14 protein-coding genes and 1 pseudogene are annotated in these 17,444 nt (G+C 72.3%); 12 read left to right on the top strand and 3 right to left on the bottom strand.

Annotation, left to right across the window (positions count from 1 at the left end; all coding sequences use genetic code 11):
- Nucleotide 1 precedes the first annotated feature (1 nt).
- From galE to idi, 3 genes are all read left to right on the top strand, one after another.
- On the top strand, nucleotides 2-970 hold the full coding sequence (gene galE / locus AC5K6T_RS11845; protein ID WP_493208259.1) for a UDP-glucose 4-epimerase GalE: 969 nt from the start codon (nucleotides 2-4) through the stop codon (nucleotides 968-970).
- Nucleotides 971-1,102: 132 nt separating this feature from the next.
- Entirely contained in the window at nucleotides 1,103-2,035 is a 933-nt protein-coding gene (locus tag AC5K6T_RS11840; protein ID WP_493208257.1) for a cation diffusion facilitator family transporter, read from the top strand.
- 164 nt (nucleotides 2,036-2,199) lie between these two features.
- Nucleotides 2,200-2,793, top strand: coding sequence for an isopentenyl-diphosphate Delta-isomerase (idi, locus tag AC5K6T_RS11835; RefSeq protein WP_493208255.1), 594 nt, complete (start codon nucleotides 2,200-2,202; stop codon nucleotides 2,791-2,793).
- 426 nt (nucleotides 2,794-3,219) lie between these two features.
- On the opposite strand, the gene AC5K6T_RS11830 is transcribed toward idi, so the two are convergent.
- Nucleotides 3,220-3,729, bottom strand: a complete 510-nt coding sequence (locus tag AC5K6T_RS11830; protein ID WP_493209307.1) for an ATP-binding protein — start codon at nucleotides 3,727-3,729, stop codon at nucleotides 3,220-3,222.
- A 425-nt stretch (nucleotides 3,730-4,154) separates the two neighbouring features.
- Between AC5K6T_RS11830 and AC5K6T_RS11825 the strand changes: the two genes are divergently transcribed.
- The 6 genes and pseudogenes from AC5K6T_RS11825 to AC5K6T_RS11800 all read left to right on the top strand — a co-directional run bounded on the left by AC5K6T_RS11825 (nucleotide 4,155) and on the right by AC5K6T_RS11800 (nucleotide 9,400).
- Nucleotides 4,155-4,907, top strand: coding sequence for an enoyl-CoA hydratase/isomerase family protein (locus AC5K6T_RS11825; RefSeq protein WP_493208253.1), 753 nt, complete (start codon nucleotides 4,155-4,157; stop codon nucleotides 4,905-4,907).
- 133 nt (nucleotides 4,908-5,040) lie between these two features.
- Nucleotides 5,041-7,470, top strand: coding sequence for a Tex family protein (locus AC5K6T_RS11820; protein WP_493208251.1), 2,430 nt, complete (start codon nucleotides 5,041-5,043; stop codon nucleotides 7,468-7,470).
- Between the two features lie 343 nt (nucleotides 7,471-7,813).
- Entirely contained in the window at nucleotides 7,814-8,299 is a 486-nt protein-coding gene (locus AC5K6T_RS11815; RefSeq protein ID WP_493208250.1) for a transposase family protein, read from the top strand.
- 79 nt (nucleotides 8,300-8,378) lie between these two features.
- Complete coding sequence (locus AC5K6T_RS11810) at nucleotides 8,379-8,828, top strand: hypothetical protein (protein WP_493208249.1); 450 nt, start codon at nucleotides 8,379-8,381, stop codon at nucleotides 8,826-8,828.
- Nucleotides 8,829-8,907: 79 nt separating this feature from the next.
- Nucleotides 8,908-9,213, top strand: a pseudogene (locus tag AC5K6T_RS11805) (transposase); the annotation flags it as partial.
- A gap of 28 nt (nucleotides 9,214-9,241) precedes the next feature.
- A complete protein-coding gene (locus tag AC5K6T_RS11800) occupies nucleotides 9,242-9,400 on the top strand; it encodes a transposase (RefSeq protein ID WP_493208247.1) in 159 nt (52 codons plus the stop codon).
- A 170-nt stretch (nucleotides 9,401-9,570) separates the two neighbouring features.
- Here the strand turns inward: AC5K6T_RS11800 and AC5K6T_RS11795 are convergent, their stop codons facing one another.
- Nucleotides 9,571-10,893, bottom strand: a complete 1,323-nt coding sequence (locus tag AC5K6T_RS11795; protein WP_493208245.1) for a ricin-type beta-trefoil lectin domain protein — start codon at nucleotides 10,891-10,893, stop codon at nucleotides 9,571-9,573.
- 713 nt (nucleotides 10,894-11,606) lie between these two features.
- Between AC5K6T_RS11795 and AC5K6T_RS11790 the strand changes: the two genes are divergently transcribed.
- Nucleotides 11,607-12,581 (top strand): peptidoglycan DD-metalloendopeptidase family protein, encoded by a 975-nt coding sequence (locus AC5K6T_RS11790; RefSeq protein WP_493208243.1) that lies wholly within the window; start codon nucleotides 11,607-11,609, stop codon nucleotides 12,579-12,581.
- A gap of 79 nt (nucleotides 12,582-12,660) precedes the next feature.
- Nucleotides 12,661-13,119 carry a transglycosylase SLT domain-containing protein gene (locus AC5K6T_RS11785; RefSeq protein ID WP_493208241.1) on the top strand — a complete coding sequence of 153 codons (459 nt, stop codon included), beginning with the start codon at nucleotides 12,661-12,663 and terminating at the stop codon, nucleotides 13,117-13,119.
- 239 nt (nucleotides 13,120-13,358) lie between these two features.
- Here AC5K6T_RS11785 and AC5K6T_RS11780 read toward each other — a convergent pair whose 3' ends face one another.
- Nucleotides 13,359-14,939, bottom strand: a complete 1,581-nt coding sequence (locus AC5K6T_RS11780) for an IS1182 family transposase (RefSeq protein WP_493206409.1) — start codon at nucleotides 14,937-14,939, stop codon at nucleotides 13,359-13,361.
- A 637-nt stretch (nucleotides 14,940-15,576) separates the two neighbouring features.
- Between AC5K6T_RS11780 and AC5K6T_RS11775 the strand changes: the two genes are divergently transcribed.
- Nucleotides 15,577-17,307 (top strand): ricin-type beta-trefoil lectin domain protein, encoded by a 1,731-nt coding sequence (locus AC5K6T_RS11775; protein ID WP_493208239.1) that lies wholly within the window; start codon nucleotides 15,577-15,579, stop codon nucleotides 17,305-17,307.
- Nucleotides 17,308-17,444 lie beyond the last annotated feature (137 nt).

Here is a 17,444-nt window from a genome sequence, read left to right as displayed (position 1 = left end):
CATGACATGGCTGATCACCGGCGGCGCCGGATACATCGGCGCCCATGTGGCGCGGGCCCTGACGGACGCCGGGGAGCACGTGGTGGCGCTGGACGACCTCTCGGCGGGCGTCCCCGCGCGGCTTCCGGCCGGCGTGGCACTCGTCGAGGGCTCCGTCCTGGACGGTGCGCTGCTGCGCCGGGTGCTCGCCGAGCACCGGGTGACCGGTGTGGTGCACCTGGCGGCACGCAAGCAGGTGGCGGAGTCGGTGGCGCGCCCCGCCTGGTACTACGCGGAGAACGTGGGCGGCCTCGCCACCCTCCTGGACGCCGTCACCGGGGCCGGGATCGACCGGTTCGTCTTCTCCTCCTCCGCGGCCGTCTACGGCATCCCGGACACCGGCCTCATCACCGAGGACACCCCGTGCGCGCCGGTGAACCCCTACGGGGAGACCAAGCTGGCCGGGGAGTGGCTGGTGCGGGCGGCGGGCCGGGCGCACGGCATCTCCACGGTGTGCCTGCGCTACTTCAACGTGGCCGGGGCGGGCGCGCCCCAGCTGGCCGACACGGGCGTGTTCAACATCGTCCCGATGGTCCTGGACCGGCTCACCCGCGGCGAGGCCCCGCGGATCTTCGGCGCCGACTACCCCACCCCGGACGGCACCTGCGTCCGCGACTACATCCACGTGACCGACCTCGCGGAGGCCCATCTGGCGGCCACCCGGCGGCTCGACGGCGGCGCGACGGGCGACCTCACGGTCAACATCGGCCGCGGGGAGGGCGTGTCCGTACGCGAGCTCGTCGCCCTGATCGGCGAGGTCACCGGCGACCGGCGCCCCGCCCTCGTCGAGGGCCGGCGCCCCGGGGACGCGCCCCGGGCCGTGGCCTGTGCCGCACGCGCCGCCGAGGAGCTGGGCTGGAGGGCGCGGCACGGTGTGCGGGAGATGGTCGAATCGGCCTGGCAGGGGTGGCGGCACCACCACGGCCAGTGACCGCACCGCCCTGACCTGCTCTTCGTTTCCGCAGGTCAGGGCATATGACAACGGTGTTCACTGCCGCGTTGCCGGATACCCCCCACCCGTAGTTCACTGTGATCCCGGGCGGATCACAGGAAGGCGGGAGCGATGGGGGCAGGGCACGACCACGGGCACGCGCGGGCCGGCGGCGGCACGGCCACCGCGGCCTACCGGGGCCGGCTGCGGATCGCGCTCACCATCACCCTGAGCGTGATGGTGGTCGAGATCGCCGGCGGCCTGGTCGCCGACTCCCTGGCGCTGATCGCGGACGCCGCGCACATGGCGACCGACGCGCTCGGCCTCGGCATGGCGCTGCTGGCGATCCGCTTCGCGAGCCTGCCCCCGACCGCCCGCCGCACCTTCGGCTACGCCCGCGCGGAGATCCTCGCCGCCCTCGCCAACTGCCTGCTGCTCCTCGGGGTCGGCGGCTACGTGCTGTACGAGGCGGTGCAGCGGTTCATCACCCCGGCCGCCACCGAGGGCGGCCCGACCATCGTCTTCGCCCTGGTGGGCCTCGCCGCGAACGCGGTCTCGCTGGCCCTGCTGATGCGCGGCAGCCGGGAGAGCCTCAACGTGCGCGGCGCGTTCCTGGAGGTCGTGGCGGACGCGCTCGGTTCGCTGGCGGTGCTCGTCTCGGCCACCGTGATCCTCACCACCGGCTGGCAGGCGGCGGACCCGATCGCCTCCCTGCTCATCGCCCTGATGATCGTCCCGCGGACCCTGCGGCTGCTGCGCGAGACCCTCGACGTACTGCTGGAGTCCGCCCCCGAGGGCGTCGACATGGCCGAGGTGCGCGAGCACGTGCTGGCGCTGGACGGCGTGGTGGACGTGCACGACCTGCACGCCTGGACGATCACCTCCGGCATGCCGGTGCTCTCCGCGCACGTGGTGGTCCGCGAGGACGTCCTCGACGCGACCGGCCACGAGAAGCTGCTGCACGAGCTCCAGGGCTGCCTCGGCGACCACTTCGACGTGGAGCACTGCACCTTCCAGCTGGAGCCCGGCGGACACGCCGAACACGAGGCCCGGCTCTGCCACTGAGGCCGCAGCGGTGTCCGGTGGTTCGTCGCAGGGGTTCCGGTCCCGGGGCACCCGGGCATGATCACCCACCGAGCCCCCCTTGCGGCGCCCCGATGACGGGATGCGCCCGAACCGCCGGTTTCGTACGGCAGACTGGGGCACGAGGACCGAGGCGAAGGACGGACATGCCGATCACACCTGCCACCGCGGCGCAGAACGCGCCGGAGGGCACCGCGGAAGCCATCTTGCTGGAACTCGTCGACGAGGACGGCGTGACGACCGGCACCGCGGAGAAGCTGGCCGCGCACCGGGCGCCGGGGATGCTGCACCGCGCGTTCTCGGTGTTCCTCTTCGACGAGCGCGGGCGGCTTCTGCTGCAGCAGCGGGCGCAGGGCAAGTACCACTCCCCCGGCGTGTGGTCCAACACCTGCTGCGGCCACCCCTACCCGGGCGAGTCGCCGTTCGCGGCGGCGGCCCGGCGGACCTGGGAGGAGCTCGGGGTGTCCCCGGCGCTGCTGGCGGAGGCGGGCACGGTCCGCTACAACCACCCGGACCCGGCGTCCGGCCTGGTGGAGCAGGAGTACAACCACCTCTTCGTCGGGCTGGTCCGGCCCCCGCTGCGGCCGGACCCGGAGGAGGTCGGCGACACCGCCTTCGTGACGGCCGCCGAACTGGCCGAGCGGCAGTCCCGGGACGTGTTCTCCGCCTGGTTCACGACCGTGCTGGATGCCGCCCGCCCCGCGATCCGCGAGCTCACGGGCGACAACGCGGGCTGGTGACACCGCGGGCCGGCGGCACCGCCGGGCCTCGGCGGGGTCCGGCGGGGCGGTCGGGCGAGAGCACCGGCCGCGGAGCCCGGGCCGCACGGCGGACGTCGGGGCCGGACCGGCAGGGCGGCCGGGCGGCCGGGCGGCCGCGGGACGGAAGCGGAGCCGGCCGGCGGGCACCGCACCGGTCGCGGAGCCGTACGGCGGGCCCCCGGGGGCGCAGCCCGTCCGGCGCCGGACGGGTCGCACCGCACGGCGCCGGACGAGTTCCGGCCGCGCGGCGCCTGCGAGGCTCAGGCCGCTCGGTGCCTGCGAGGCTCAGGCCGCTCGGTGCCTGCGAGGCTCAGGCCGCTCGGTGCCTGCGAGGCTCAGGCCGCTCGGTGCCTGCGAGGCTCCGGCCGTACGCCGCCCGGACCGGTCCGGGCACCGCGGCGCGGGTCAGGGCCGAACGGCAGGGGGGAGCGGCATCACGGCCCAGATCACCTTGCCGCCGCTCGCGGTGTGCTCCACGTCGCAGGCCCCGCCCGCCTCCCGGGTGATCTCCCGCACCAGCAGCAGCCCCCGCCCGCCCGTCTGGCCGTGATCGGCCTCCAGGGCGGTCGGCCGGTAGGGGTGGCTGTCCTCCACGGACACCCTCACCCACTCCGCGCCGACGGCGACCTCCACGGCGAGCACCGGCGACAGCAGCGCGGCGTGCCGGACGGCGTTGGTCACCAGTTCCGAGACGATCAGCAGCAGGCCCTGGACGAGGTCCTCCGGGGCGGGCACGCCCTGCCGGTACAACAGGTCCCGCACGGCGTGCCGCGCCTGCGGAACCGAGGCCTCCACGGCCGGGGCGGAGAACCGCCAGACACCCTCGTACGGCCGCGGCTCCGGCGGGCCCGCCTGAAGGGGTGCGTCCGCGCCGTCTGCGGGGCGCGGGCCGGGGCCACGCCCGTGGGTCTCCATCGTCCGGTCGCCACCCTCGCGCTCGATTGTCACCACACGTCGAGTGTTGGGAACACGCCGCGCCACCCCGGATGACTGAACACAAGTCAGCGACTATCGAGCGTTTCTGACCGTTGCCGCATGACCGGGTCGGCTCGGGGACTGCTCCTGCGTCCCCGGTGCCGTCTTCGCGAACTCTTCGGGTTGTCAGGGTTGCGGCCCGCCCCGGCCGTCCCGGCCGTCCCGGCCGTCCCGTCCTGCCCGCACCCCCCTCCGACCGGCTCGTCCGCCGGACGGACCGCGCCCGGCAGCGCCCCGAAGGAGGGCGCGGACAAGCACCCGACCAGGCACGACCGGGCCGCAGCCGCCCCACGGCCCGGTGCGCCCCGGGGAGGATGCGACCCGCCCCGCGGAGCACCGGGGGCCGCGGCAGTAGCATCCGGCCCATGGAGCCCCAGCTGCTGCACCGTGTGACCGACTCCGTCGCCACGGTCGTCATCCACCACCCGGCCAAGCGGAACGCCATGACCGCGGCGATGTGGGCCGCGCTGCCCCCGCTGCTCGACACGCTGGCCCGCGATCCCGCCGTACGGGCCCTGGTGCTCACCGGGGAGGGCGGCACGTTCTGCGCGGGCGCCGACATCTCCACGCTGCGGGAATCGCCCCGTGCGGCGCAGGAGCTGTCGGTGCGGGCCGAGGAGGCGCTGGCCGCCTTCCCCAAGCCCACCCTCGCGGCCGTCCGGGGGCACTGCGTGGGCGGCGGTGCGCAGCTCGCGGCCGCCTGCGACCTGCGGTTCGCCCAGGAGGACGCCCTGTTCGGGGTGACCCCGGCGAAGCTGGGGATCGTCTACCCCGCCTCCTCCACCCGCCGCCTGGTGTCGCTGACCGGACCCTCCGCCGCCAAGTACCTGTTGTTCTCCGGCGAGTTGATCGACGCCGGGCGAGCGCTGCGCACCGGCCTGGTGGACGAGGTGCTGCCGGAGGGCGAACTCGGCAAGCGGGTGGCGGAGTTCACCCGGACCCTGGCCGCGCGCTCGCAGCTGACGCAGGCCGCGGCGAAGGAGTACGCCGACGGCCGCACGGACCGCGACGCCCACTGGGCCGAGCAGGCGCGCGACAGCGCCGACGCGGCGGAGGGCGTCGCCGCGTTCCTGGAGCGCCGGGAGCCGCACTTCACCTGGACCGCCGGCACCGGCTGAGGCGTCCGCCCCGGCCCGCCCGGGGTGCCCGCCGGTGCGCCCCGGCCGCCGGTGGCGCGCCCTGATCCCGCACTGTCGGCGCCACCTGCCACAATTGCCGCGCAACCCGAAGTGGAGAAGGCGGTACGGCATCGTGACGACACCCGGATCCCTCGCAGCAGGGTCCATCGAAGGCAGGATCGCCGACGAGCTCGGCGTACGGGAGCGGCAGGTCAAGGCTGCCGTGGAGCTGCTGGACGGCGGTTCGACGGTGCCCTTCATCGCCCGCTACCGCAAGGAAGCCACCGAGATGCTCGACGACGCGCAGCTGCGCACGCTCGAGGAGCGGCTGCGCTACCTGCGTGAGCTGGAGGAGCGCCGCACGGCGATCCTCGAATCGGTGCGCGAGCAGGGCAAGCTCACCGAGGAGCTGCAGGCGCGGATCCGCGGCGCGGAGACCAAGGCCCGCCTGGAGGACGTGTACCTGCCCTACAAGCCCAAGCGGCGCACCAAGGCGCAGATCGCGCGGGAGGCCGGACTGGAGCCGCTGGCGGAGGGACTGCTCGGCGACCCCTCGGTGGAGCCGCTCGCCGCCGCCACGGCCTTCGTCGACGCCGGCAAGGGCGTCGACGGTCCGCAGGCCGCGCTGGACGGCGCTCGGGCGATCCTGACCGAGCGGTTCGCCGAGGACGCCGACCTGATCGGCGAGCTGCGCGAGCGCATGTGGGTGCGCGGCCGGCTGGCCGCCCGGGTCCGCGAGGGCAAGGAGGAGGCGGGCGCCAAGTTCGCCGACTACTTCGACTTCTCCGAGCCGTTCACCGAGCTGCCCTCGCACCGGATCCTGGCGATGCTGCGCGGTGAGAAGGAGGAGGTCCTCGACCTCGTGCTGGAGCCCGAGGAGCCGGCCGAGCCGTCGTCGGCGCCGACCGCGCCGACCGCGCCCTCGTCGTACGAGGCGATCGTGGCCGGGCGGTTCGGTGTCGCCGACCGGGGCCGGCCCGCCGACAAGTGGCTCCTGGACACCGTCCGCTGGGCGTGGCGCACCCGCATCCTGGTGCATCTGGGCATCGACCTGCGGCTGCGGCTGCGGACGGCCGCCGAGGACGACGCGGTCGGGGTGTTCGCCGCCAACCTGCGCGACCTGCTGCTCGCCGCCCCGGCGGGCACCCGCGCCACCCTCGGTCTCGACCCCGGCTTCCGTACCGGGGTGAAGGTCGCCGTCGTCGACGCCACCGGCAAGGTCGTCGCCACCGACGTCATCCACCCGCATGTGCCCGCCAACCGCTGGGACGAGGCCGTGGCCAGGCTGGCCGGGCTGGCGCGGGAGCACGCCGTCGAGCTGGTCGCGATCGGCAACGGCACCGCGTCCCGCGAGACCGACAGGCTCGCCGGCGACCTCATCTCCCGGCACCCGGAGCTGAACCTCACCAAGGTGATGGTGTCCGAGGCGGGCGCCTCGGTGTACTCGGCGTCCGCGTTCGCCTCGCAGGAGCTGCCCGGCCTCGACGTGTCGCTGCGCGGCGCGGTGTCGATCGCGCGGCGGCTGCAGGACCCGCTCGCCGAGCTGGTGAAGATCGACCCGAAGTCGATCGGTGTCGGCCAGTACCAGCACGACCTGTCCGAGGTGAAGCTCTCGCGGTCGCTGGACGCGGTGGTCGAGGACTGTGTGAACGGCGTCGGTGTGGACGTCAACACCGCCTCGGCGCCCCTGCTGGCCCGGGTGTCCGGCGTCTCCTCGGGGCTCGCCGAGAACATCGTGGCGCACCGCGACGCCAACGGTCCCTTCCGGTCGCGCGCGGAGCTGAAGAGGGTGGCCCGGCTCGGCCCCAAGGCGTACGAGCAGTGTGCGGGCTTCCTGCGGATCCGCGGCGGCGCCGACCCGCTGGACGCCTCCAGTGTGCACCCGGAGGCGTACCCGGTGGTGCGGCGGATGGTGAAGGCCGCCGGGCAGGAGGTCGCGGCGCTGATCGGCAACACGTCGGTGCTGCGCTCGCTGAAGCCCGGGGACTTCGTGGACGGCACCTTCGGTCTGCCGACCGTCGCCGACATCCTCAGGGAGCTGGAGAAGCCGGGGCGCGACCCCCGTCCGGCGTTCCGGACGGCCACCTTCAAGGAAGGCGTGGAGAAGATCGCCGACCTGACCTCCGGGATGGTGCTGGAGGGCGTCGTCACGAACGTGGCCGCGTTCGGCGCGTTCGTCGACGTCGGCGTCCACCAGGACGGGCTCGTGCATGTGTCGGCCATGTCGAAGACGTTCGTCAAGGACCCGCGGGACGTGGTCAAACCGGGTGACATCGTCAAGGTGAAGGTCCTGGACGTGGACATCCCGCGCAAGCGGATCTCCCTGACGCTGCGGCTGGACGACGAGGCGGCCCCGAAGGGCGGCGGCGCGTCCCCGGACGGGCGCCGGCAGCGCGGCGGCGGGCGCCCGCCCCAGCAGCGGCAGGGCCGCGGGGGCGAGCGCCAGGGCCGCGGGGGCGGGGGCGGCGGCTCCCGGCAGGCGGCCCCGCCGGCCAACAGCGCGATGGCGGACGCGCTGCGCAAGGCGGGGCTGCTGGACCCGAAGAAGAGCGGCCGCGGCTGACCCTCCCGCCGCCGGTCCGGATACGCCCCGGACCGGCGGCACGCCCGAGCGCTGTGTGCACGATCGGGGCTAGGGCGTGTTTCGAAAGTAGCGTCGTCTGCCCGAAGGGCAGGTCTGGCGGCGTCTGGTGCGTGCGATCGCAAGGCGGAGGGGCGCCCCGATACTGGATGTATCGGGGCGAGCCCGACAACGCGGCGAGCGTGCGTGCCAGACGCCGCCAGGCAGGCGGGACTTTCGAAACACGCCCTAGGTGACTGGTGTTAATCGTGTGAGCTCGCGTCGGTTCTTCAACGTGTGCCAGGCTGCTTGGTGTTGGTCGCTGGGTGTGGGGAGAGGTTGAGCGATGGCAGTGGGCCGGACCCCGATGCAGCCGGGGTTGCTCTCCTCCACGGCGGGTTTCTGCGAGGGTCGGCTGGCGCCGAACTCGATCTACGCGGTGCTGCACCGCGAGTGCCGGGCGTTGTTCCCCGATGAGATGTTCGCCGATCTGTTCGCCGAGGACGGCCGCAGGTCGGTGCCGCCGGTGATCGTGGCGGTCGTGATGGTCCTGCAGCGCCTGGAAGGCTTGTCCCGTGAAGCGGTCGAGCAGTTCGCCACATTCGATGTCCGCTGGAAGTACGCCGCCGGCGGGCTGGACTTCGATCATCCCGGGTTCGTGCACACCGTGCTGGTGGACATGCGCGCGCGGCTGGCCGCGTCCGCCCGCCCGGACCGGATCTTCGAGCGGACGGTGGACGGTGCAGCCAGGCCGGGCTGGTGGGTCGTCGGCGGGTGCTGGACTCGGCTCCGGTCTATGACGCCGTGGCCACGCAGGACACCATCACGCTGATCCGCTCGGCCGTCCGCGGCCTGCTGCGGGCGGCCGATCACGGGCTGCGAGCGAGGCTGGGCGCGACTGACCAGCGGCGATGCCTACACCGACGCCACCGGTCATCGACTGGACGGACGCCGGTGAGCGGGAGGCGCTGATCGATTCGCGGGCCCGGGACGGGTACGCGCTCTTGGCCGTGCTGGAGGGCCGGGTGCTGGAGCCGGAGGCGGACCAGGCCGCGCGCCTGCTGGCCACCGTGCTCGGCCAGGACCTGGACCAGGACGGTAACGAGATCCTGCCGGATACCTGCCGGAAGGTGGCCACGGACCGGGTGATCTCCACGGTCGATCCCGAGGCCCGGCACGGGCACAAAACCGTCAACCGGTCCTTCGACGGCTACAAGGGGCACGTGGCCGAAGACCCCGACAGCGAGGTCATCACCGCAACCGCGGATCACTGCGGGCAACGCCGGCGACGCCGAGCCCGCCGCCGAGCTGCTGGCCGACGTCCTGAACGCGCCCGCCCCGAACGAAGGGGCCGCGGGTGAGCGGGCCGAGGTCTACGGCGACGCCGCCTACGGGACCGGACCGCTGCTGGCCGAGCTGGACGGGGCCGGCGTCGAGGTGATGGTCAAAGTGCAGGCCGCCAACGCGCCCGGCGGACGGTTCTCCAAGGACGCCTTCACCGTCGACCTGGGGGCGGGGCAGGTCACCTGCCCGAACCAGGTGACCGTCCCCATCCGCCCGAAGTCCGACGGCCGTGGGGCGGCCTGCTTCAAGGCCGCCTGCGCCGCCTGCCCGCTCGCGGCCCAGTGCACGACCGCCAGGGACGGACGCGTCATCACCATCGGCCCGCCCGAGGAACACCTGGCACGCGGCCGGGCACGCAGCGCCGACCCGGCCTGGCTGGCTACCTACCGGGCCACCCGGCCCAAGGTGGAAACGCAAGATCGCCCACCTCATGCGGCGGCGACACGGCGGACGCCGGGCCCGGGTGCGGGGGCGGGCCAAGGTCGCCGCCGACTTCTCCCTGCTGGCCGCCGCCGCCAACATCGCGCGGCTCGGCGTGCTCGGAATCATGTCCACAGCCGCTGGAAACTGGGCCATCGCCACCGGCTGACCGGCCAGCAAGGCCCAGGGCACACACGAACGACCGCACCCGGACGCACCAAACCCTCAACAGCCTCAAGACCAGGCCACGGGCCGCCCGGAGCACCGCCCCGGCGACACGCCCCTGACGCCCCAGTGACGACACCGCACGCCCAGGAAGCCCCGCTTAACACCAGCTACCTAGTGATCGTTTCCGTTCCACGCCTGGGTCAGGTCCGTCCAGACGTACGGCGCCATGGCGAGGACGATCCACTGCTGGCTGAGGTCGTTGTTGCAGTCCCAGATGTTCAGCCAGTGTCCGCTGCCCGTGTTCAGGTTCAGGCACTTGCCGGACGCCCAGGACGTGATGGTCCCGTCGGACCGGACCGTCCACCCCTGGTTGGGCTGACCGTTGCATTCGTATGTGTCTATCGACGTGCCGTTGGAGGTCCATTGCCCTTGGACGTCCATGCACTTCACCGACGGGGTGTTGATCTCGAAGAAGTTGACCTTGTCCACGTCATAGGTCCAGTCCTCGTAGCCGATGCCGTCACAGTGGTCGGCCATGACCCAGTCGTTCCATGTCCTGTTGATGCACTCGTCCTGATAGAGCCCCGACATGATCGACTGCTTCTCGGCGGCGGCCCGGAAGCTGAACTCGACCGCGAAGTGGTCGGACCCGCCGATGCCCAGCCGACGCCCCGTCCAGCCGGCCATGTTCTGGGTGTCGTTGGACAGCATGTAGTCCAGTTCGCCACCGCTCTGATGGGTGCCCTGGTTGCTGCGGTACATCCCCACACCCGAGGGCGGATTCAGCAGGGCCGGCCGGCGGTTGAAGTCACCGAGCACGGCCCAGCTGCCGGCGCTCCGCGCGGAGGCGATGTCAGACACCATGTTCTGTGCGTCGTTGCTGCTGTTGTCGCCGTTCGAGCTGGCGTGGAAGCTGTAGAACCAGCTGCCGTCCGCGAGCACGACCCCGACGGCGGGGCGGGCACCCCAGCTGCCGTTGGCATTCCGACTGCGTACCAGCTCTGCCGCGACGGGGTAGTCGTGCGTCACGATGGCCACGTTGTTGCGGTTTCCGCCCGGGTCGGTGTTCACCCAGGTGATGTACACGTCGCGGCCTCGCGTCGATGAGCCGACATGCCACTGGCGGATCTCGTAGTCGAACGTTCCCCCTCCGTTGGGCACCGTCATGGTCGACCTTCTGATGGTGGTGCCGGGGACGGAGCTGAGGGGACCGGCTTCCTGCAGGGCGACCACGTCATGGGACAGGTAGTTGCTTCCCCGTCCGTTCGCCATGGAGGCGACGGTGGTCCACTTCCCCGCGTTCCCTCCCTGCATGTTCCAGGTGATCGGGGTGTGGTGACCGGCTGCCGCGTGGCTGCTGGGTGCGGCGGCGAGAACGAGACAGGTTGCGGCCAGTGCCGCGGTGAGGAGGTAGGCGAGGAGGGTGCGCAGGCTGGTCCGTGCCGGGTGCAGCCGGGCGGGGTGTGGGGCCGGAGGTGGAGAAGTGAGGGACATGGTGACCTCTGCGTCGTGAGTGGCAGGTCGGGCTGGTGCCGCGGCAGGTGACGTCCGTCCGTCAGGGAGCGGCGTCCGGTGCGTGCCGTGGGGGGTCCCCTCGGCCGACGGCTGCGGGCCGACCGGAAGCCTTCGCATGGGAGACGCTCGGGCTTTCGGGCGGTGCGGCGGGTGGGGGCTCCGCCCACGCCCTTGAGGCCGTGGAGGAGCGTGCCGGGCGGGTGTCGGAGAGATGGGTGTGTGACGTCTGTGTGGTGTGCCAGGACAGGCAAGCACCCTCTCGGCGCCGACCGCATGGGTGAGGCACACCCAAAGCAGGGAGGCGGGAGCGCCTGCCGCGTCGGCGCGACGCGCGGTCACCGCCGCCGCCCGGGAGCCCGGTAGCAGTTCCGAGTGCCCGCCTGGCCGGTACCGCCGGGCTTTGCGGTACCCCGCCACCGCCGCACCGTCACCGTGGCACCGCCCTCAGGGCCTTCGGCCCCGGTCGCGCCGCTGGCGCCGGACGTGCACACCGGTCGTCTGATTTGGGTGTGTATCGCCCATGTGGCGGGCGTCGCCCGGCTGCTTGGCTGTCCCCCAGTTCCGAGGACAGCGCTCCACTCCGCGCCACCAGGTGTCCCCTTCGCCGGGCCGCCCCGGAGGCGGGCGTCGCGCCGAGTCCGCCACCGCCCGGCGCGCTGTGCCGGCTCTCCCCCCAGCAAGGAGCCTCCGCCATGCCTTCCCTTCCCTCACCGTCCCGCAGAGCCCGCCGCGCCGCGCCCCGGGGACGGTCGCCGCTTCGCCTCGCGTCCGTCCTGGCCCTGGCCGGCGCCCTGGGCACGGGAGGTTCCCTCGCAGCGGCAACGGCTGCCGACGCTGCCACGGCCGAGGCCTGGGACGTGGTCGCGGCGTGCGAGAGCGGCGGCGACTGGTCGCTGGACAGCGGCAACGGCTACTTCGGCGGGCTGCAGTTCCAGCCCGCCACATGGGCCGAGTTCGGTGGACGCGACTTCGCCGAGAACGCCCACCGGGCCACACGGGAACAGCAGATCACCGTGGCTGAACGGGTCCTGTCCGTGCAGGGCCCCGGTGCCTGGCCGCAGTGCTCGCTCGGCGCCGGACTGGAACCCGGCACGGTCCCGGCCACCGGCGCCCCTCCGACCGCCCAGGACGCCGTTCCGACCGCCCAGGACGCCGCCGGCACTCGCCCCGACGCAGCAGGCACGGCAGGACGGCCCGGGACCGTCGACCGCCCCGCGACCGCCGCCGAGCCGGGCCCCGCGGCACCACACCCGGCGTCCCGCCCGGCGGTCGGCGTCCCCCTCGATGCCCTGACCGTGTCCACCGCCTACGGCACACCCGGCGCCTGGGCCGCCGGCCACCACACCGGTGTCGACTTCGCCGTCCCCACCGGGACGCCGGTCAAGGCCGTGGCCGACGGCACCGTCGTCTCCTCCGGATGGGCCGGCGCCTACGGCAACGCCGTCGTCATCCAGCACGACGACGGCATCCACACCCTCTCCGCCCACCTCTCCACGACAGGTGTCACCCCCGGTGAACACCTCACCGCCGGACAGCAGATCGGCCTGTCGGGCAGCACCGGCAACTCCACCGGCCCGCACCTGCACTTCGAGGTCCGCACCCGCAACACCTACGGGGCCGACATCGACCCCCTCGCCTACCTCCGCAGCATCGGCGTCACCGTCTGACCGCCCCACCCGGCACGGACGACCGAGCCCGTGCCACACGCGCACACGCCCCCGTCACACCGCACCCGAGGACCCCCACGTGCATGTCATCCCCCGCCTCAGGCGTACCGCCTTCGGAATCGTCGCCCGCCTCGGCAGGACCTCCGCCGCCGTCATCGCCGCCCTTCTCCTCGGCGCAGCCGTCGCACCGGGTCAGGCCTCCGCGGCCGCCGCGGGCGAAGAACGCGTCGACGACTGGATCCACCACTCGCTGGCCGTCATGCGCCTGCACCACATCCCCGGCAGCTTCGACGGCATCAGACGCAACCTCATGCGCGAGTCCAGCGGCGATCCCCTCGCGATCAACCTCTGGGACTCCAACGCACGCGCCGGCACTCCTTCCAAAGGCCTGATGCAGGTCATCGACCCCACCTTCACCGCATTCCATGTCGACGGCACCTCCTGGGACATCTACGACCCCATCGCCAACATCACCGCCGCCTGCAACTACGCAGCCCACCGCTACGGCTCCATCGACAACGTCGACGGCCCGTACTAGGGCGTGTTTCGAAAGTAGCGTCGTCTGCCCGAAGGGCAGGTCTGGCGGCGTCTGGTGCGTGCGATCGCAAGGCGGAGGGTCGCCCCGATACTGGATGTATCGGGGCGAGCCCGACAACGCGGCGAGCGTGCGTGCCAGACGCCGCCAGGCAGGCGGGACTTTCGAAACACGCCCTAGAAGATCACTGAAAATCTTGCTGTGAGGGTGGTTCCGCCGGTGGCGGGGCCGCCCTCCGTGCTTCATGGTGTGGCCGGGGTCAGGGTCCACGTGCCGTCGTTGGCGGGTTCGAGGCCGAGGTTGATGAGTCGGCGGAGGTTGAGGGCGGCGGCTCGGTTGCGGAGCCAGGTGTCGTTCTTGAGGGTGCCGAGGTAGCGGAGTCTGCGGTTGCCTTTGGCGGTCAGCCAGGCGATGCCGCGTTCGACGGGTGGCCGCCAGCGGCGGTAGGTGTCCTTCCAGACGGGGTCGGCGGCCTGGGCACGGGCGTCGGCCAGGCGCCGGTGCTGGGGGTGGACCCGCAGGACGCGGCCGGTCTTGGAGGTGGTGCAGCGTTCGCGCAGCGGGCATCCGGTGCACAGCGTCTTGAACTGGGCCTGACGGAACCCTCCCTTCAGGGGCTTGCCGAGCGGGAGGGTGTGCCCTGCCGGGCAGGTGACCTGGCTGGTCTCGGTGTCGATGTGGAAGTCGTCGCTGGTGAAGCCGCCGGGGACCGCCATCCGGAGCGGCGGCGGTTTGAGGATCGCGTCGTGGCCGGCCTGTTCGAGGTGTTCGCGCAGGCCGGCGGTGCCGTAGGCGGAATCGCCGAGCACTTCGACCGGTTCGGTCTCGTCTGCCAGGAGGTCCTCGGCGACTCTCGCCTCGTGGTTGGCGGGCCCGCTGCCGGGGGCCAGGGCGACCTCGGTGAACAGGCCGGTCTCCGGCTCCACGGCAGCGTGGCCCTTGAAGCCCTCCTGGTGGCGGGTGCGGTTCTTGTGGATGTGTCTGGCCTCGGGGTCCACGGTGGAGACCACCCGGTCAGGGGCGGTGCCGCGGGTGATGCGCCAGCGGCCGTCGCGGCCGTCGGAGTCCTCGGCGGGCTCGACATCCTGGCCGGCGACCAGTGCCAGCAGGCCGACCGCGTTCGCCGCCCGCTCGCCCAGCTCCTGCTCAGGCAGACGGCCCAGCAGGTTGAGCGCGTCGCTCACCAGCGCGTCGACCAGCTCGGCGCGGGCCTGCTCATCGTCCCAGGCGATCCTCGGCTTGCCCGCATCGGCGTAGTCGTGCGCGGCTAAGTACGTGGCGGCGACCTGGCCGGCGCCGGGCACCTCGCGGATCACCCGGCGGATGGCCGAGATCAGCTGGGTGACCGTGTCCTGGGTGGCCACCGCGTCGTCGAACACCGTGGAGTCCAGCGCGCGGCGCCGCTTCCCGCGCAGGATGCCGGTGGCGGCCACGACCTCCTTGACCCGGGTGAAGATCCGCCCCGGGTCCGCCGAGCGCTGCAGACGGCGCCGGAAGTAGGTCAGCAGCGAGGGGTCGAACGCGGTGTCGTACAGGCCCAGCCCGCATGCCGCCTTCCACCGCAGGTCGCACCGCAGCTCCAGCACAGTCTCCACGTCCGAGGTCCCGAACAGGCTCTGCAGCACCACCGCCGCCGCCAGCACCTGCGGCGGCAACGACGGCCGGCCGTTGGCCGAGGGGTACATGTCCGCGAACATCTCCGGCGGCAGCAACCGCTCGCGGTGCTCGGCCAGGAACGCGAACACACTCCCCGCCGGGATCAGCTCCCGGCAGGTCTCCCATACATCCGGCCCGACCGGCTCCCCGGCCCATTCCCCCTGCACACACAACAGTCTGGCCCCGCGTCAGCACACGCGGGGCCAGAACCGAAGATTTTCAGTGATCTTCTAGCGCCTCGGCAGGGCCTTGACGGGCTCACTCGCCGATGGCACGTCCGAACCTCAACGCCCCGAACCGGGTCCGCGTCCGGCCGATGGCGACACCTGGTCACCTCACGCGCCCGCCACTCGCCGTAGGGAGCCCGGTGTCGCTGTCCCGGGGACCGGTCCGGAAGCTCCGCCGTACACCGCGCCGGTGGACGTGGTCGGCGTTTGGGTGTGTATCACCCATGCGGATCAGGTCACCCGGGTGCTTTGCTGTCTCCCCCAGGAGACGCGTTCCCTCTCCCGCCCCGGATCGCGCGGAGCGCTTCGAGACCGGCGTCTCCCCCACCTCCCGCCGACCGGCTCGCGCGTACCCGGTCCCGCGCCGCGGGCGTCGCGGCCGGTTCGGCCCCGGAGTGCCCCTGCACCGCACGGCATCAGGAGGCCCCGAGTTGCGACCACCGACTCAGTCCCGGGCACCGCCGAACCGGCCACGCCCCTCCCACTCCGGATCTCCGTACGGCAGACGCCCCCACCCCAGCTCCAGCCCAGGCCGGGCCGGGCACCCGGTCGCGTTACCCCGAAGGCAGAGGTCACCATGTCACCCACAGCCCAGCCGCGCCCAGTGGCGGCGCAGCCACACCCGGCGCGCGTCACACCGCGCACGCTGCTCATCCACCTCGTCACCGCCGCACTCGTCGCCGCGTCCCTCGTCCTGGCCACCGCGACCGCCGGCCACGCGGCCCCGGGACACCACCGCCCGGCCACCTGGAACATGCAGGGTGCCTTCAGCTCCAGCGACAGCAAATGGACCACCACCGTGGCCAGGCTCTCCGCCGGTGGCTACAACTACCTGCCCCACGACGTGGTCGCCCTCCAGGAGGCCGGCCCCCGTGGCAGCCTCCCCGGGACCGCCGTCCGGTCCGGCACCGTCGCCGTCAGCGGACGGCAGGCCACCTATCAATACGAGGTGCGCAGGTGGCGCATCGGCAGCGGAAGCCGCGGCCGGGACGTCTACATCACCTGGATGAACTCCGACCCCACCGGAAACCGCAACAACGTCGCCCTCGTCACCCACGAACAGCCCAGAAACGTCACCGCCGTGGCCGCACGGCAGGCCGACAACAGACACTGGGGCATGCGCCCCGCACTCGGCGTCCAGCTCTCCGACGGCAGCTGGTTCTGGAGCTTCCACGCCAGCTCCAACGGTGACAACCGCAGCAACGACGCCGAGAACATGATGTACCAGATCGCCAGCCGCGGAGGCCAGTGGGCGGTCCTCGGCGACTTCAACCGCAATCCCGTCAACCTCGCCAACCTCCCCGCCGGCTCACAGATCTACTCCAGTGGCCAAGGCACACAGCAGAGCGGCGGCGAACTCGACTACATGGTCTCCAACGACCAACAGAACATGCAAGGCTGGACCGGACGCCGCCTCAACGGCGCGGGCTCCGACCACTACGCAGTCGAATTCACCTTCGCAGCAGCTTCCTCGGAATACAAGATCCAATACGGGAAGGACCCTCGTAAGTGCATCAACGCCCGATACGACGACACTGTCGACGTCCAGGGCATCTGCGATGACCAGGGCACAGAGGAATTCTCCTTCAGCGGCCAATTCTCGTCCCACGGCACTTTCACGGATCTCCAGCCTTCGCTGACTCGTGGCCCCTACTGCCTCGATGTCCGTGGCGAAGGGACCTCCAACGGGACCCAAGTCTTGTGGTACAGCTGCGGTCTTGGACGCAACCAGATTTTTCGGCGCACGGATGATTCGGCACTCCTGGCCGATCAGTCAGGAAAGTGTGTGGAGGTCGGCGGCAACGAGAAACTGATCATCAACGAGTGCACTCCTGCGAAACCCGAGCAAGAGTGGATCGTGCGCTCCGTCAGTCCGTACGTATACGGATTCCTGTCCCGCTTCGGCCCCGCAACCGGTCAGGAAGACGCCCAGACCGCAGGGTCCGGGGCATCCTCCGACCCCAACGGCCTCAACCCCTCTCGACCCCCCGTCCACGACGAGACCAAGCGCAGCGTTCCGGACGGAACAGCGTCTACATCAGACGGGATACCTCAGATGCCGACGCCTCCGGCCCTGACATCTCCGAGCACCCCGTCCGGCTCCACCGGCACCACCAGCGGCTCCTCCGGCACCGGAGACTGCCTCGGGTCCACCGGCTTCGTTCCGTGCTCCGGCACCCCGAGCACTCCGGGTGGCTCGTCCGGCACCACCTTGAACACCCCGGGAGGTTCCTCCGGCACCGGCAGCACGTCGGGCGGCGGTTCCGAGCCCTGCCGCACCCCCAGTGGCGCCCCGTGCCCCTGGTAGCTCCCGACGAGAGCCGGCTACGGCCATGACGCTCCGTGTGACGAGGCCTCGGCTCCTGGGCTGCGGCCTCGTCACCTGCCCTGGCCGGTCCGGCCTGGCGGGCAGCGCCGACATGCTCGGGGACCTCACCCTCCGGA

It is taken from the genome of Streptomyces sp. B8-7 (genome assembly GCF_058833805.1).
This window is presented reverse-complemented; position numbering and strand designations above follow the sequence as displayed.

What these genes read in the sequence shown, in the direction of transcription:
- galE (WP_493208259.1), top strand. Translation starts at nt 2, where the DNA reads ATGACATGGCTGATCACCGGCGGCGCCGGATACATCGGCGCCCATGTG.
- AC5K6T_RS11840 (WP_493208257.1), top strand. Translation starts at nt 1,103, where the DNA reads ATGGGGGCAGGGCACGACCACGGGCACGCGCGGGCCGGCGGCGGCACG.
- idi (WP_493208255.1), top strand. Translation starts at nt 2,200, where the DNA reads ATGCCGATCACACCTGCCACCGCGGCGCAGAACGCGCCGGAGGGCACC.
- AC5K6T_RS11830 (WP_493209307.1), bottom strand. Translation starts at nt 3,729, where the DNA reads ATGGAGACCCACGGGCGTGGCCCCGGCCCGCGCCCCGCAGACGGCGCG.
- AC5K6T_RS11825 (WP_493208253.1), top strand. Translation starts at nt 4,155, where the DNA reads ATGGAGCCCCAGCTGCTGCACCGTGTGACCGACTCCGTCGCCACGGTC.
- AC5K6T_RS11815 (WP_493208250.1), top strand. Translation starts at nt 7,814, where the DNA reads ATGGCAGTGGGCCGGACCCCGATGCAGCCGGGGTTGCTCTCCTCCACG.
- AC5K6T_RS11810 (WP_493208249.1), top strand. Translation starts at nt 8,379, where the DNA reads ATGCCTACACCGACGCCACCGGTCATCGACTGGACGGACGCCGGTGAG.
- AC5K6T_RS11800 (WP_493208247.1), top strand. Translation starts at nt 9,242, where the DNA reads ATGCGGCGGCGACACGGCGGACGCCGGGCCCGGGTGCGGGGGCGGGCC.
- AC5K6T_RS11795 (WP_493208245.1), bottom strand. Translation starts at nt 10,893, where the DNA reads ATGTCCCTCACTTCTCCACCTCCGGCCCCACACCCCGCCCGGCTGCAC.
- AC5K6T_RS11790 (WP_493208243.1), top strand. Translation starts at nt 11,607, where the DNA reads ATGCCTTCCCTTCCCTCACCGTCCCGCAGAGCCCGCCGCGCCGCGCCC.
- AC5K6T_RS11775 (WP_493208239.1), top strand. Translation starts at nt 15,577, where the DNA reads ATGTCACCCACAGCCCAGCCGCGCCCAGTGGCGGCGCAGCCACACCCG.